General features: G+C 59.9%; 16 protein-coding genes and 1 pseudogene. 8 read left to right on the top strand and 9 right to left on the bottom strand.

The genetic code is table 11. The features are described from left to right. Nucleotides 1-114 precede the first annotated feature (114 nt). Together AC4PS6_RS17080 and gudD are read left to right on the top strand one after the other, a co-directional pair. On the top strand, nucleotides 115-1464 hold the full coding sequence (locus AC4PS6_RS17080) for an MFS transporter (protein WP_492180884.1): 1350 nt from the start codon (nucleotides 115-117) through the stop codon (nucleotides 1462-1464). Between the two features lie 19 nt (nucleotides 1465-1483). Further along, on the top strand, nucleotides 1484-2809 hold the full coding sequence (gudD, locus tag AC4PS6_RS17075; RefSeq protein WP_072433756.1) for a glucarate dehydratase: 1326 nt from the start codon (nucleotides 1484-1486) through the stop codon (nucleotides 2807-2809). Nucleotides 2810-3005: 196 nt separating this feature from the next. Here the strand turns inward: gudD and AC4PS6_RS17070 are convergent. The 4 genes and pseudogenes from AC4PS6_RS17070 to AC4PS6_RS17055 form a co-directional block, all read right to left on the bottom strand. After that, nucleotides 3006-4007, bottom strand: a pseudogene (locus tag AC4PS6_RS17070) (chitinase); the annotation flags it as partial. A gap of 40 nt (nucleotides 4008-4047) precedes the next feature. Further along, nucleotides 4048-4683 (bottom strand): lytic polysaccharide monooxygenase auxiliary activity family 9 protein, encoded by a 636-nt coding sequence (locus tag AC4PS6_RS17065; RefSeq protein ID WP_014719208.1) that lies wholly within the window; start codon nucleotides 4681-4683, stop codon nucleotides 4048-4050. Between the two features lie 209 nt (nucleotides 4684-4892). Next, a complete protein-coding gene (locus AC4PS6_RS17060; RefSeq protein WP_056785934.1) occupies nucleotides 4893-5276 on the bottom strand; it encodes an addiction module antidote protein in 384 nt (127 codons plus the stop codon). Between the two features lies 1 nt (nucleotide 5277). Beyond that, a complete protein-coding gene (locus AC4PS6_RS17055; protein WP_014719210.1) occupies nucleotides 5278-5580 on the bottom strand; it encodes a type II toxin-antitoxin system RelE/ParE family toxin in 303 nt (100 codons plus the stop codon). A 627-nt stretch (nucleotides 5581-6207) separates the two neighbouring features. Between AC4PS6_RS17055 and AC4PS6_RS17050 the strand changes: the two genes are divergently transcribed. From AC4PS6_RS17050 to AC4PS6_RS17040, 3 genes are all read left to right on the top strand, one after another. Next, nucleotides 6208-6543, top strand: coding sequence for a DUF6124 family protein (locus AC4PS6_RS17050; RefSeq protein ID WP_032902107.1), 336 nt, complete (start codon nucleotides 6208-6210; stop codon nucleotides 6541-6543). Between the two features lie 190 nt (nucleotides 6544-6733). Then, nucleotides 6734-7474 carry a type 1 glutamine amidotransferase domain-containing protein gene (locus AC4PS6_RS17045; RefSeq protein ID WP_032902105.1) on the top strand — a complete coding sequence of 247 codons (741 nt, stop codon included), beginning with the start codon at nucleotides 6734-6736 and terminating at the stop codon, nucleotides 7472-7474. Nucleotides 7475-7593: 119 nt separating this feature from the next. Further along, nucleotides 7594-8520 carry an acetoacetate decarboxylase family protein gene (locus AC4PS6_RS17040; protein WP_198833597.1) on the top strand — a complete coding sequence of 309 codons (927 nt, stop codon included), beginning with the start codon at nucleotides 7594-7596 and terminating at the stop codon, nucleotides 8518-8520. Nucleotides 8521-8534: 14 nt separating this feature from the next. Here AC4PS6_RS17040 and AC4PS6_RS17035 read toward each other — a convergent pair whose 3' ends face one another. Further along, a complete protein-coding gene (locus tag AC4PS6_RS17035) occupies nucleotides 8535-8993 on the bottom strand; it encodes a MerR family transcriptional regulator (RefSeq protein ID WP_014719214.1) in 459 nt (152 codons plus the stop codon). A 177-nt stretch (nucleotides 8994-9170) separates the two neighbouring features. On the opposite strand from AC4PS6_RS17035, the gene AC4PS6_RS17030 reads away from it, so the two are divergent. The 3 genes from AC4PS6_RS17030 to AC4PS6_RS17020 all read left to right on the top strand — a co-directional run bounded on the left by AC4PS6_RS17030 (nucleotide 9171) and on the right by AC4PS6_RS17020 (nucleotide 11335). Then, on the top strand, nucleotides 9171-10001 hold the full coding sequence (locus AC4PS6_RS17030) for an alpha/beta fold hydrolase (RefSeq protein ID WP_019817542.1): 831 nt from the start codon (nucleotides 9171-9173) through the stop codon (nucleotides 9999-10001). Nucleotides 10002-10095: 94 nt separating this feature from the next. Then, nucleotides 10096-11121, top strand: coding sequence for an alpha/beta hydrolase family protein (locus AC4PS6_RS17025; RefSeq protein WP_014719216.1), 1026 nt, complete (start codon nucleotides 10096-10098; stop codon nucleotides 11119-11121). Between the two features lie 43 nt (nucleotides 11122-11164). Continuing rightward, nucleotides 11165-11335, top strand: a complete 171-nt coding sequence (locus tag AC4PS6_RS17020) for a DUF2986 domain-containing protein (RefSeq protein WP_069558568.1) — start codon at nucleotides 11165-11167, stop codon at nucleotides 11333-11335. Here the strand turns inward: AC4PS6_RS17020 and AC4PS6_RS17015 are convergent. The 4 genes from AC4PS6_RS17015 to AC4PS6_RS17000 all read right to left on the bottom strand — a co-directional run bounded on the left by AC4PS6_RS17015 (nucleotide 11307) and on the right by AC4PS6_RS17000 (nucleotide 14675). Then, nucleotides 11307-12302, bottom strand: a complete 996-nt coding sequence (locus tag AC4PS6_RS17015; RefSeq protein ID WP_072433751.1) for a GlxA family transcriptional regulator — start codon at nucleotides 12300-12302, stop codon at nucleotides 11307-11309. The genes AC4PS6_RS17020 and AC4PS6_RS17015 overlap by 29 nt on opposite strands. Before the next feature lie 4 nt (nucleotides 12303-12306). After that, nucleotides 12307-12849, bottom strand: a complete 543-nt coding sequence (locus AC4PS6_RS17010; RefSeq protein ID WP_336827472.1) for a cysteine hydrolase family protein — start codon at nucleotides 12847-12849, stop codon at nucleotides 12307-12309. 91 nt (nucleotides 12850-12940) lie between these two features. Continuing rightward, nucleotides 12941-13474 carry a GNAT family N-acetyltransferase gene (locus tag AC4PS6_RS17005; RefSeq protein WP_020302277.1) on the bottom strand — a complete coding sequence of 178 codons (534 nt, stop codon included), beginning with the start codon at nucleotides 13472-13474 and terminating at the stop codon, nucleotides 12941-12943. Further along, nucleotides 13464-14675 (bottom strand): YeeE/YedE family protein, encoded by a 1212-nt coding sequence (locus tag AC4PS6_RS17000; RefSeq protein WP_019817537.1) that lies wholly within the window; start codon nucleotides 14673-14675, stop codon nucleotides 13464-13466. Before AC4PS6_RS17000 ends, AC4PS6_RS17005 begins: the two co-directional genes overlap by 11 nt. Nucleotides 14676-15270: the final 595 nt, after the last annotated feature.

The following is a 15270-nucleotide window of genomic DNA, read 5'->3' as shown; positions in this document are numbered from 1 at the left end:
TTATAAGAACAAAAACAGCCCTCACAGGATTGCGGCCTTCAAAAAACAACTTGTATGATGTCTGTCAACAAAACACCAAACCCGCATAAAAATAATCAGGGGGAGTTTTCATTCGTGAAGCATTCAAGCCCAGCATCTGCCGTACCCGAAAGTGATTCAGCGCTCGCCCGCGCCGTGAGCAAAGTGAAGGGTCATGTGCTCCCACTGTTCGTGGTCATGTTCATCCTCAACTACATCGACCGGGTCAATATCGGCTTCGTGCGCACGCACATGGAGCATGACCTGGGGATCGGCGCAGCGGCCTACGGCTTCGGCGCCGGGCTGTTCTTCATTGGCTATGCGCTGTTCGAAGTGCCGTCCAACATGCTGCTGCAAAAAGTCGGCGCGCGTATCTGGCTGACCCGCATCATGTTCACCTGGGGCATCGTCGCCACGCTGATGGCGTTTATCCAGAACGAAACCCACTTCTACATCCTGCGTTTCCTGCTGGGTGTGGCGGAAGCAGGATTCTTCCCGGGCGTGATCTATTACTTCACGCGCTGGTTGCCCGGCGTGGAGCGTGGCAAGGCCATCGCGATCTTCCTCAGTGGCTCGGCGGTGGCGTCGTTGATCTCCGGGCCGTTGTCGGGCGCGTTGTTGCAGATCGAAGGCTTTGGTTTGCATGGCTGGCAATGGATGTTCGGCATCGAGGGCCTGGCCTCGGTGGCGCTGGGCTTCTTCGTGTGGTTCTGGCTCGACTCCAAACCCCACGACGCCAAGTGGTTGAGCCGCGAAGAGCAGGATGCGCTGGTGGGCGCCATCGATCAGGAGCAACGTGATCGCGAAGCCCTGACCACGGTGAAACCCACCCTCGGCAAGCTGCTCAAAGACCGCCAGATCCTGCTGTTCTGCGCTCTGTACTTCTGCATTCAATTGACGATCTACGCCGCCACCTTCTGGCTGCCCCGCATCATCAAGAAAATGGGCGACCTAAGTGATGTGCAGGTGGGTTTCTTCAACTCGATCCCCTGGCTGATCTCGATCATTGCCATGTACGCCTTCGCGTCGCTGTCGGGCAAGTTCAAGTTCCAGCAAGCCTGGGTCGCGGCGGCCCTGCTGATAGCGGCGGCCGGCATGTTCATGTCCACCACCGGCGGGCCGATCTTCGCTTTCGTGGCGATCTGTTTTGCCGCCATAGGGTTCAAGTCCGCGTCGTCGCTGTTCTGGCCGATCCCCCAGGGCTACCTGGATGTGCGCATCGCCGCCGCGGTGATCGCGCTGATCAACTCCATTGGCAACCTGGGCGGTTTTGTGGCGCCGACTACCTTCGGCTTTCTCGAACAAACCACCGGCTCGATCCAGGGCGGGCTGTATGGCCTGGCCTGCACCTCGGTGCTCGCGGCCATCCTCGTGTTCTTTGCCAAGACCTCTCCCTCTGCCGTGTTGGCCGTGCCCGACGGTGCCGCCATCAGCAAACCTCTTTGAACTCAGCCAGGAACACGCCATGAATACCCCTGTAGTCACCCACTTCCAAGTCATCCCCGTCGCCGGCCACGACAGCATGTTGCTCAACCTCAGCGGCGCCCACGGGCCTTACTTCACGCGCAATATCGTCATTCTCAAGGACAGCAGCGGCAACACCGGCGTGGGCGAAGTACCCGGCGGCGAGCGCATACGCGAAACCCTTGAAGATGCCCGCGGCCTGGTGATCGGCCAGCCGATTGGCCAGTACCAGCGCGTCCTCAACCAGATGCGCAGCACCTTTGCGTCCCGAGACAGCGCGGGCCGCGGCCTGCAAACCTTCGATCTGCGCATCACCATCCACGCCGTCACCGCCATGGAGGCCGCACTGCTCGACCTGCTGGGCCAGTTCCTCGAAGTGCCGGTGGCCGCCTTGCTAGGCGAAGGCCAGCAACGCGACGCAGTGAAGATGCTCGGCTACCTGTTCTATGTGGGGGATCGCAACGCCACCGACCTGGCCTACCGCAACGAGGCCGACGCCGATGACGACTGGTTCCGCCTGCGCCATGAAACAGCCCTGACCGCCGACGCGGTAGTGCGCCTGGCCGAAGCGGCCAAGGCCAAATACGGTTTCAACGATTTCAAGCTCAAGGGCGGCGTATTGAGTGGCGACGCGGAAATCGAAGCCGTCACTGCGCTGGCCGAGCGTTTTCCCGATGCGCGCATCACCCTTGATCCCAACGGCGCATGGTCCTTAAAAGAAGCCATCCGCCTGTGCCGCGACCAGCATCATGTGCTGGCCTACGCCGAAGACCCCTGCGGCGCAGAAAACGGCTACTCGGGCCGCGAAGTCATGGCCGAATTCCGCCGCGCCACGGGCCTGAAAACCGCCACCAACATGATCGCCACCGACTGGCGTGAAATGGGCCATGCCATCCAGTTGCAATCAGTGGACATCCCCCTCGCCGACCCGCACTTCTGGACCATGCAGGGCTCGGTGCGCGTCGCGCAGATGTGCAACGAGTGGGGCCTGACCTGGGGCTCGCACTCCAATAACCACTTCGATATTTCCCTGGCGATGTTTACCCAGGTGGCGGCGGCCGCCCCCGGCGAGATCACCGCCATCGATACCCACTGGATCTGGCAGGACGGCCAGCGCCTGACGCGGGAGCCGTTGAAGATTGAAGGGGGCTATGTGAAGGTGCCGGCCAAGCCTGGCCTGGGTGTGGATATTGATATGGACGCCGTAGCCCAGGCCCATGAGCTGTACAAAGGCATGGGCCTTGGAGCCCGGGATGACAGTGTGGCGATGCAGTTTCTGATCCCGGGTTGGGGCTTTGATAACAAGCGGCCTTGTTTGGTGCGGTAACTCGGTTTGAGGAACGCTCAGCGCAATGTGAGCGTGACGCAAAAAATCCGATGCCCAAACAGGCATCGGATTTTAGTCAGATCAGAAGCTTAGCGGTTTGACCTCTGGCACGTCTGCCAGAGGCCCCTTTGCGCTACTGCCGATTGGCGACCTCCAGATCCGCCTCATCCTGCTCCAGGCCAGAGAGAGCAGTGCCATTGATCATCGGCCCATAACGGCGGCTGAATTCCCAGTTGTAGGGCACATGGTCTTTGCTGATCCCGTTGTCCCAATTCACCGACCAGGTCATCAGGCCCTTGATCGACAATCCTTTGTCGTGCAAACGCTTGAATGTATTGGTCACGGCTGTTGGGTTGATCACATAACCGGTGGCAGCCGCATCGACGTTCGCGGGCAGGCCAATGACGAACTTGTCTGCCGGGATTTTGGTAAACCCGCGCGTTCCGCTCACTAGACTTTCGGTGAGGTAAAACAGAAAGTCCTCCTTCATCGCGTCGTTGTTCTGAGCAATCCAGGCGCCGTTGCCGCTGTTGACCTCCTGCACCCAGATGCCGTCGCCACCCTGGTTGTAATACTGCGGGGCGATGAAGTCGTAATAGCCTTCCAGCGCCTGGATGTAACCGACGTATTTGCCGGCGGTGGTGAGGTACGGAAACTCCGGCGCCATGCTGATGATGAAGTGTTTGCCTTGAGCCGCGTAGTGGTCCTTGACCAGCTTCAAGGCGGCGGGCAGGACAGTCTTGTTGTCGGCGAAATCAATCGCGCTCTGTTCAAGATCGATATCCAGGCCATCAAAGCCATAGGTTTCCACTAGGCGGATAATTTCGCTGGCCAGTGGCTGTTCATTGCCTTTATGCAGTTCGATGTGTGCATCGGCGCCGCCAAGGGAAATCAGCACCGCCCTGCCCTGGCTGTTCAGCACGCCCACCTGGCGACGAAACTCGGCATCGGACAGGTTGTACGGTTTGAAGGTTGGGATACCGTTGCCCTTCATGAAGGCCACGGCCACCACGTTGTAATCCTTTGGGACATCCGCCAGGCTGATATTGGCGAACTGGCCACGCTGGTAGCCATCGCTCGGGCCGGCAGGCCAGTTATGCCAGAAGCCCATGAGGATCTTTTTGCCGGCAATGCTCGGCATCAGCGAAGCGGCATCGTTGAGCGGCGATTGCAGTGAGGTAAAGTCAATCTTTGACATGTTCTAATCCTTCAGAACGTGTGGGTTTAACGGTGCGGGCTTATTTGAAGTCCACATCGAAGGCTTGATAGAAGGCGTTGCCGGTGTTGGCGACGATCCACATCAACACAATCACATGCTGGCCCTTTTTGTGGGTCGGCAGTTTCACTTCATGATCGACCTTGGCCTTCAGTTCGCCTGCATGGCTGTAGTACGGCACCTGGGCATAGAAGTCTTCAGCGAACGGCTGGGCTTCCAGCTGTGCGCGGGTGATGCGCTGTTTCGGATCCCAGCCATCCTTGGTGATCAGCCAGCGATAGCCACGGGTGGTGTGCGGCGCGGTGTATGCCCAGGTGACCTTGAAGGTCTGACCCGGCTCGACATTGAGCAACGGCCAGGTGAAGGCGCGGCCAAGTTTCTTGGCCATTTCCTCGTGGGTGAAGTTGATGCAGTCACGGGCATCGGTCTTGCCACCGCTGAGGATAAAGCCGTCGGCGGGAGGGGTGACGCTATCACTGTCGGTTTGATAAGGCGCCGGGAACGCACCGGCCGTCAGTGCCGGGAAGTTCTTGCCGCCTTCCATTTCATTGACCTGCCAGGTCTCCAGCAGGCCGAGATCCACGGCGACTGCGCCACGGCTGGAAGGGGATGTGACACGACCATGGCGAAGAGGTGTCTGGGTTTGTGGTTTGTTCATGTTGTGACTCCATTGATTTGATTAAGAACTCTCCTTTCTTGAAGGAGAGGACCTCAACCTAACGGAGTGGCTTTTTTTTGCCACAGGCCCATTTTTCACTCATTTTCGGTTCATGAGCGCGCAGACCTGCAAATACTGGATATATAAACAGTATTATAGGGAAACCCTTACGCTTCCAGAGGTCGATTTCCTACAAGACCATGCGCATTTCAATACAGCTTCTCTGTACCGATGGCAGCCGTTTTTTTAGGGGGGGTCGCAGTAATCGGTCGCACCGTCAGTTCCACCCCCAATGCCAGCATCAGCTTCTGGACCGTCTCATAACGCGTCTTTGAGCCGCCTTTCAGGGTTTTATACAGGCTTTCCCGATTCACCCCCGCCGCTTCGGCAACCTTGTTCACACCCTGGGCCTTGGCAACCTCGGCCAGCGCTTTCATAAGGACTTGCGGGTCATGGCACGCCATGCTTTGCGCAAGATAGGCACTGATGGTTTGCGGGCTATCAAGGAAGCGTGAAGCCTCATAGGCACTGGTGCCGGATGTATCCAGCTCGAGGATCGGCATGTCCTCTGGTTTGAATGTTGACTGACTCATGTCATTGACCTCTCAGGGCATCAAGAATCTCTTTTGCCCGCTTGATTCCTCGTTTCTGGTCGGTTTTATCGCTTCCCCACAGCATCAGGTAAGCGGTGATGCCCGTGCGCACAAAGTAAATCCTGTAGCCGGGCCCGACAAACACACGCATTTCACTCATGCCATCGCCTACAGGCTGGCAATCGCCAAAATTGTTTTCTTCGGCTCGATCCAGGCGGATCAGTACAGCCGTCTTACCCCACACATCCTTCATACCGTCGAGCCATGTATCGAACTCGGGCGTCCTGCCGATCGTATTGGTCACAGATTCAAATGTAGCCTACTGGCTACTCCTTGTAGATGCCAGTGAATTTTTAATGTCGGTGTGCACCGCCAGAAAAAATCCTAGTCCAGCCGCCGCGCAGGCAGCCGAGCAATACTATTAGCGCTTGTGTCCTCAAGACCGAAACGTTGCGTCGCGACTGAGGCATCCTCTCTGTAGGAGCGAGCTTGCTCGCGAAGAACGTAAAGATAATGTGTTCATCCAGAATGAACGCGGCGCCTATGGTTTTTCGCGAGCAAGCTCGCTCCTACAGGGAGTGAGTGAGTGGGCCGGCGTTGATGTAGACCCGTCCTACAGCAAGCTGCACCACCTTGCTCCGTTGCCTACAGTTGCGTCAGAATCCGCCGGCTTGTGCGCTTGGATGGGCGTCTCGAAGGTGGCTCGGTCGCTGACAACTCAGTGATCGGGTTTAGTAGCCCGAGGGTCAATTACACTTAGTGCATGAGCTTCATCTATCAGACGTTCCTGTCTGTGCCTGATGGTGGCTGTGCGTAGGGCGCCTTCGGGCGCGCCGGCTTTGTGTAATTCCCCGGTCTACTAACCTGCGTACAGCTGCCACCCTTTCGTTTAGTAGCGAAACGGTGTCGGCCCCATTCAGGAATTACGCATATGTACAAAGTCACCCCAAACCCTCCAAACGATCCAAACCTGAAGCTTGATCAGGCAGCCCGTCGTGCGATCGATCACGCCCTCAACCCCAACGCCGAACCCTCTCCTCCACCCTCGACACCGCTGTTCAGCGTTGCCGACGATGCCAGCAATGAAATGCTCGTCGCCAATAGCTATGAAACCTTTTCCTCAGTAACCGCCCTGCTGCTCGACCTGTCGGATGAACTGACCGGTAAACAGCGCGACGTCGCGTTGGCGATTCATCAGTTAAGTGAGCTGGGAATGTTGTTGGTCGATAAGTTGATGGAGCGCGAGGCGGCTGTAGCAGCTGGCTAAACGTTCAACACGCCCAAAAAAAGCCGAGCCGTCGCGCCCCAAGACGACTCGGTTTTTTTTTTGCCAAAGCAGGGGTTGACCTTAAAGCGAGGTTTAAGGTGAGCATGCACCAACCGACAGGATTACTGGACCCTGGATCATGCTCAAAACCCTTATTTCTTTTGCGTTGGTAGCGATAGGTGGCGCGCTTATGACATTTGCACAGGCTGAACCCGGCCCTTCCACGGCCGCTGCAAACAATCGCCAGATCCTGGTGATCATGACCAACCACGCCAGCTACCCCTCAAGGCCCGATACCACGGGCCTGTGGCTGACAGAGCTGACGCATTTCACCGAGGTCGTGGAAGCGGCTGGCTACACGACGGTATTTGCCAGCCCCAAAGGAGGTGCTGTGCCTCTGGACGAGCGCAGCCTCGGTTGGCTGTACATGGACAAGCCGGCGCGTGAGCAGTTGCAGTCCCCAGCCTTTCGCGCCCGGCTGCAAAACACGCTGCCCATCGCCAATGTCGATCCGTCGCAATTTCGCGCGATCTACTTCACCGGCGGCCACGGTGTCATGTGGGACTTCCCAGGCAACCTCGACCTGCAACGTGTCGCCCAAACCATTTACAACCAGGGCGGCATCGTCTCGGCCGTGTGCCACGGTGTGGCGGGCCTGCTGGACCTGAAGGATGAACAGGGCAACGCGATCATCAAGGGTAAAAACATCACCGGCTTCTCCAACCGCGAAGAACTGCTGTCGGGCATGAAGCGTGAGGTGCCGTTCTTGCTTGAAGACCGGCTGCTGAGCCAAGGGGCGCGTTACCGCAAGGGCTGGGTGCCGTTCACCTCATTTGTCATCACCGATGGCCGCCTGATCACGGGCCAGAACCCGCAATCGCCCAGGGCCGTCGCACTCGCCGTGATAACCGAGCTGTCCCACGAACGATAGAGCCTAGGCCCCACCCGTAGCCCCTCCCTGGAGAAGACCGATTGAACATTCCAAGCGCCGTTTTAACCGGATTGCTGCTCACCCCTTTTGCCAACCTTGCGTTGGCGGGAACGCCCGAGATGCCCAGCCCCAACGACACAACCCACATCGATATCGCCGGCCAGCAGGTGCCCGTCGTCAAGGGCGGCTTGTACGACCGCTTTCGCTCCAACCCGCCGTTGTCGGTGGTTGCAGCAGAATTACCCGGGGTTGATTTAAGCTGGTTCAAAGGGTTGCAAAAGCACAAGGTCGACATCGGTTTTGAATCCTACTCGCCCAATTTTTACTACCAGAACAGTCGGGTAACAGCAGTCTATACAGCCGACATCGATAAGCTTCGGGCGTTGATGCCACCGCAGGTACTGGCCGCCGTGCAGCCCTTGCAAGTCTGGCCGGGTCGCGGGCTGATCGCGTTTACTGCGTACACCTATGAGCATTGCGATAACGACGCCTATAACGAAGTCGCCGTGTCGATCATCACGAACAAACCTGGCAAAGCCAACCTGGGCCCCTTTACGCTGGTGGGCCAGTCGATGTCGCAGGACTTTTGGGGCTATGTGCTCAAGCTGCCGGTGAATACCGAGCTGGCGCGGGTGCGCGGCGTGGTCGGTTACAACCTGCCGAAATGGCTGACTGGCATTGATCGCAAAGAGGATGGGCACTCGGTGGTGTATGACATTACCGACAGCCAGACCGGCAAGCTGGACGTGTCGTTCAAGGCCAAAAAGCTTGAGAAACTGTCCCATGATGCGGACCTGGTCACCAGCAGTTTCACCAATCTCGATCACCACGGCCAACTGGCCTACGGGTACGCGGTTTCCCGCCAGCTCAGCCATGGCTCCAGCCGTGACGCAGACTCAGCCACCCTCACGCTGGGCGATGGCAGCCTGTCCAATTACCTGCGCGACCTCAAGCTGGGGAAAATGCTGAAGTACGAATACGTACCCGAGTTCCAGAGCGCACTCTATGCGCCAGAGCCGCTCGCCAACCTGATTGGCGAACGCTGACCCTTGTGCGCCGGTCAGGCCCTCGGGGCCCGGCGGGCGCTTTTTCTTGTGGATGAGGCTGGAGCGCCCCCTTCCTCGCGCAGACGGTTAATCAGCATCTGCGCATTCTCCGCACAGGCCATGCCCTCGGGCTTGCCTTCGATGCCCTTGATGACGTTCAGCAACTGAGCCTTGTTCTGGGCCAGCCGTTGTTGCAGCACCTCGATTTCCTCGACCTTGTGCTTGAGCCCGCTGAGCAGCTCGTCATGCTGCCAACCACCGGCACTTCTGGGCATTAACTGCCGGATTTCTTCCAGAGAGAAACCGGCTGCCTGGGCACCCTTGATGATCTCCAACACCGCCTCGGTGCCGGGTGCATAGTCCCGATAGCCGTTGGATTTACGCTCAACCGATTGGATCAGGCCGCTCGCTTCGTAGAAACGGATGCGTGAGGCCGCCAACCCGCTGATTTTTGCCAACTCGCCTATTCTCATGTACCACCCACGAAAAACCATTGACCTTAAAGTTGACTTTAAACCTAAAGTCATTGGGCGGCCAAGGCGGCGATTCGTAGACGGCACGCTTGCCAGACACGAATGGGCTGCAGTGGGTCAATCCAGCGCCATGATCGCGATTCGATCAGGCCATCATTTCATTTGGGAGAGGCGAACATGGGCTACGTCACCACGCGAGACGGTGTTGAAATTTTCTACAAGGACTGGGGCCCACGCGATGCCCAAGTCATTTTCTTTCATCATGGCTGGCCACTGAGCGCAGATGATTGGGACGCGCAAATGCTGTTTTTCCTGGGCGAAGGCTACCGGGTCGTTGCCCACGACCGACGTGGCCACGGGCGTTCCAGCCAGGTTTGGGACGGGCACGATATGGACCACTATGCCGACGACGTCGCGGCCGTGGTCGAGCATCTGGGCGTACAAACTGCGGTGCATGTCGGTCACTCCACCGGCGGCGGTGAAGTGGTTCATTACATCGCCCGCCACGGCGAAGACCGCGTCTCGAAGGCCGCCATCATCAGCGCCGTGCCACCGTTGATGGTCCAGACCCCGAGCAATCCTGGCGGCCTGCCCAAGTCAGTGTTCGACGACTTGCAGGCGCAGCTGAAAGCCAACCGCGCACAGTTCTATCAGGACGTTCCCGCCGGACCTTTCTACGGCTATAACCGCCCAGGCGCCAAGCCGTCCGAGGGCATCATCCTGAACTGGTGGCGGCAAGGCATGATGGGCTGTGCCAAGGCGCACTATGACGGGATCGTGGCGTTTTCCCAGACCGATTTCACCGAAGACCTGAAGAGCATCCAGATTCCCGTATTGGTCATGCATGGCGACGATGATCAGATCGTCCCCCATGAAAATGCCGGGGTGCTGTCCGCCAAACTGTTGAAAAACAGCACGCTGAAAATCTACCCGGGCTTCCCGCATGGCATGCCTACTACCCATGCCGATACGATTAATGCGGATTTGCTGGCGTTTATAAGGAGCTGATTGATTATTGGGGGGGCGGGTGACCGCCTCCCCTCTACCTGAACCGCTCGTTTCAGGTCATGCTGCGTCCTTCATTTCAAGGACGATAAAAACAATGAAAGCCCCCCTCGCCGCCCTGCTCCTGATCAGCCTGACTGGGCCTGCACTCGCCAACGACCCCATCGGTTTCCAAACCACCACCATCCCTGACACTCACAACATTCGCCCACTGGAAATGGCCGTGTGGTACCCCTCCACCAGCACCGCCCAACCCAAGCTGATCGCCGACAACCTGGTGTTCATCGGTGTGCTTGCGGTGCCTGATGCCGCACCGACACCCGGCAAACATCCGGTGGTGGTGCTCTCCCACGGCTATGGTGGCAACTGGGGCAAGCAGGCGTGGCTGGCCAGTGCGCTGGCCCGGCAGGGGTATATCGTGGCGGCAGTGAATCACCCTGGCACCACCAGCCAGGATCGCAGCGCGCAAGCCGCCGCGCAGTTGTGGCAACGGCCCAAGGATTTGAGCCGGGCCATTGATGCGCTGCTGGCGCAGGCCACGCCATTTGGCGCGGCGGATAGTGGCCGGATCGCGGTGATAGGCCATTCCCTGGGGGGCTGGACGGTCATGGAGAGCGCGGGGGCGCGTTTTGACCCGGCGTTGTTTGCCCGGGACTGCGACGCCCACCCGACGTTGGTGGCGTGCAAGGCTTACCGTGAGATGAACCCTGAAGGTACGCCGAGCGGGAAGGCTCAAGTGGCCGCGGACTTGAGCGACAAGCGCGTGACCGCTGTGGTGTCTCTGGACTTGGGCCTGTCGCGCGGCTTTACCGATGCGAGCCTAGCGGCATTGCCGGTGCCGGCGTTGGTAATCGCTGCCGGTGTGCCGTCAGCGGATTTGCCGGCGCAAATGGAATCGGCTGACATGGCCAAGCGGCTGCCAAAAATGTCGACTCAGTACGTGGAGATCCAGGACGCCAACCACTTCAGTTTTATGTCTCAGTGCAAACCGGGCGCGGCAGCGGTGCTTGACGCTGATGTGCCCGGCGACAGCATGATTTGCCAGGACGGCGAAGGCGCGCGGCCACGGCCCGTGATCCAGCAGCAAGTGATCACGCTGATCAGCGAGTTCCTGGCGCGCTGAACCGGTAGTATCATCTGCGCCTTTCCCCTTCAGGCAACGGAACATGAACCGCCAGAAAAAACTTCAGCAGCTCTTCAAAGCCAAAGCGAAAAAGGCCAGCGCCAAGCTGGCGCCTAAAAGCAAAGACAAATACATCAGCAAGGCGGACCGCTTGAAGCTGGCGACCGAGGCCGGCCAAGAGCCGGTCACGGCTGTCGAGACGCCTGCTGAGTAAGGCGCATGGCTGAAGGGGTGGCCGCTTCATATTTGCCCCAGATACGCCGCAGATGCCGCGCCGAGCCAAAGCCTGCGCGCTCGGCGATGGCTTCAATGTCCAGGGCCGACTCGGCCAGCAGTTCCCGCGCCACCGCCAGGCGCAGGCGATGCAGGTAATCCAGTGGGCTGATCTGCACATGTTCCTGGAACAGGCGCGCCAGGTGTCGGCTGCTGGTGCAGGCCAGGCTTGCCATGCGGGTGAGTGTCCAGGCCTCGCAGGGGGCGGCGGCGATGGCGTCCTGCACACGGTGGAGCGCTGGGTGCAGGTGATTGCGCCCGGTCACCCAAGGCGATAGCTGCGGGTCGCTGCCGCTGCGGCGCAGGTACACCACCATGTCCCGCGCCACGGCGCAGGCCAAGCGTGGCCCGGCCAGTTCGGCAACCAGGTGCAGCATCAGGTCGATACCCGCCGTGATACCGGCGCTGCAACTGACCGGGCCGTCGGTGACGTACAGCCGGTTTTCCAGGACCCGGGCCTTGGGTGCGAGGGCTTGCAAGGTGGCGCACAGCGAATGGTGCGTGGTGCATTGGCGCCCATCGAGCAGCCCGGCCCTGGCGGCGCTCAACGCGCCGGCACACACGCACACCAGGCGTTCGGCCGAGGGCGCGAAGACGTTTTGCAACCACAGGGTGAGCTGCTGGCTGGCCGATTCGAAAGCCTTTTGGTGGGCCTTTGATACGTTCATCGTGGAGCCCACCAGCACCACCAGCGTGCCGGGCGCCAGAGTCTGCGGCAGGGGCGCCAGCCCGGTCAGTGGCAAGCCGATGGAGCTGTGCAGCGACTCCACCGGGCTGACGTACTGCAGGTCGAAATCCACCGCCGCCGGGTCCTCGGCTTGCGCGGCCAGGCGCAACACTTCAGCAGGCCCCGCCAGGTCGAGCATCAGCACATTGGGCAACAGCACGAACAGCACCGGTACGCTCACAGGTTCATCCTTCCAAGGCCTGTTCGACCGTGACGATGCGCGCAAAACGCTCTTCCAGCACCAGCTCCGTGCGTTCGCGGATTTGCGCAGAGGTGTACTCCCGGCCGCTACGCAGGTGGGTCATGGGGAACGTCAATGTCGCTTCACTGACAAAGTCCACCTTGAAGCCGCTGTCCGACGCCTGCCGCGTGGTGGTCTCGCAGCATTGCTCGGTCCGGATGCCACTGATGATCAGCGTGGTGACGTCCATCTCCGTGAGGCGAGCGGCCAGGGGCGTACCGGCGAAGGCGCTGTGGTAACGCTTGTGGACCACCAACTGTGGATTGATCGACAGCTCGCTCAATGCCCTGACGTTGCCCGATTGCATGGAGAAATGCCCCTGGTCTTCAACATGGAAGACTTGTACCACCGGGATGCCGCGCTGAACACAACCATCGATGAGGGCCTGCTGTTTTTCCAGATAGTCGGGCAGGTCATTTTCGGACCAGTAGGTTGAATGGCGGAAGGAATGTTGGGCGTCGATCACGATCAGGGCTTTATGGGTCATGGACAGTCCTTGTGGCTTGCATCAGTGGGTAAACGATGCACGCCATGGTAAGGACCACCCACAGTGCGCGACAGACGCAAGGCGGACTACTTCAGGACGGATTCGGACATGTCACCGGGCACGCCATGGCACAACGGCTGCCGGGTTCGAAGCCATGGGCGTATTCATCCGCCAGGATTGTTTCCAGACGCGGATCGACGTGAATTGCAAAGCCCAGGCGCCGGTAGAACGGAGCATTCCAGGGTACATGCTTGAAGGTGGTCAGCGTCACCGCACGCAGGTGTTGGGCGCGGGCATGCTCTATCGCCGTTTCCACCAATCTGCGCCCCCAGCCCTGGCCTTGCAGCGGCTGGGCAACCGACACTTCATGGATATGCAGGTCGTCGCCAAAGCGTTCTGCGCTGAGGAAGCCTTGAGGGTGATCGTGGTCATCAACCACCACCCAACAGGTCGATAGCGCGATCCATTGCCGATAGCGTTCGATGCTGATCGACGCCGCATCCGCCAGCCAAGCCAGCCCTTCGATTGCGCGAAATGCCTGGGCTGCGCACTGCTCGATGGCGGGCAACAAACCGGCATCTTGCGCGCGCGCCAGGCGAATGTGGGTGGACTGCTCAGCAGCCACTCAATGCCACCTGGGGCCGTTCACCCGCAAAGAAGAAGGGCCGTAAACGTACGCCCACGCCGTTGCCGATAAAGGCCGCCACCAGCCACACCCAGCCATGCAGGCTGCCCGAGGCGATGCCACTGAAGTACGCGCCGATGTTGCAGCCATAGGCCAGGCGCGACCCATAGCCGAGCATCAGGCCGCCGATCACCGCCGCGATCAACGAGCGCAGCGGGATGTTCAGGCTGGGCGCGAAACGCCCGGCCAGGCCTGCGGCCAGCAACGCGCCGAGGACAATGCCGATGTCCATGACGCTGGTGATGTCTTCCCACACCGGTGCAGCCAGGGCCTTGGCATTGCCCGGCATCTGCCAGAATGCCCAACTGGCGACATCCACGCCCAGCCCGCTCGCCACCTTGGCGCCCCACAGCGCGAACGCCGAGGTGATGCCCCACGGCCGTCCGGCCAGGGCGAGGGTGGCGTAGTTGAGCAGCGCCAGGCCAATCGCGCCCCACACCAGCGGCCAGGGTCCGCGCAGGAAGCGGCGTAGCCCTTGGTGCTCGCTTTGCACGCCTTGTTCAAGCTGGCCGTGACGGCGCTTTTCCAGGCGCACTGTCACCACTGCAATCAGCGCGAACACCGCCAGGCTCAAGACCAGCGCCGGCAGCACACCGAAACTTTTGACAATGGAAACCGCCGGGAACGATGGCAGTGCAAACCACCAGTCGACATGGTGGGTGGCGATCAACGAGCCGCAGATAAAGAACAGCAGCGTCACCAACATCCGGGCATTACCGCCGCCCACGGTGAACAAAGTACCCGACGCACAACCACCACCCAGCTGCATGCCGATCCCGAAGATGAACGCCCCGAACACCACCGACACACCGGCCGGCGCCACCAGCCCCACGACCGGCTGACCGAACAAAGTGCCCGCGCCCAACGCCGGGAAAAACAACAGCACCGCCACCGCCAGCATCACCATCTGCGCACGCAAGCCAGCGCCACGCCGATCATTAATGAACACACGCCAGGCCGAAGTGAAGCCGAAGGCCGCGTGATACAGCGTCAGGCCCAGCGCGGCGCCGACCACCAGCAGCAACACCTGGCGTGCGCCGACCATGTTTTGCAGGAACAGCGCGCCCGCCACCAGGATGATAAAGGCAATCAGTGGCGCGAGCGGCTTGCGCGCAGGCGTCAGGGAAAGAGAGGTGCTCATGGGGTTCTCGATTGGTTGGAAGGAGGCAAGTATAGCCCTAGACGGAATTTGATCAGATGGCGGCATTGCCGAAAGGCTCATCGCCTGAACCACCGCTATCGCAGCCTCGCTAAAGCTCGACAGCTCCCACAGGGGATCGGCGGTGTATGTGGAATACCGCTTTGCAGGGCCATCGCGACAAGCACAACTCCCGACAGCAACACCGCCCAAATGTGGGAGCTGTCGAGCCCCAGCGAGGCTGCGATGGCGGCGGCACAGGCAACCTCTTCATCGCCTGAAGCACCGCTTTCGCAGCCTTGCTAAAGCTCGACAGCTCCCACAAGGGATCGGCGGTGTATGTGGAATACCGTTTTGCAGGGCCATCGCGACAAGCACAACTCCCGACAGCAACACCGCCCAAATGTGGGAGCTGTCGAGCCCCAGCGAGGCTGCGATGGCGGCGGCACAGGCAACCTCTTCATCGCCTGAAGCACCGCTTTCGCAGCCTTGCTAAAGCTCGACAGCTCCCACAAGGGATCGGCGGTGTATGTGGAATACCGTTTTGCAGGGCCATCGCGACAAGCACAACTCCCGACAGCAACACCGCCCAAATGTG

The organism is Pseudomonas sp. DW-iso17 (assembly GCF_058725345.1).
This window is presented reverse-complemented; position numbering and strand designations above follow the sequence as displayed.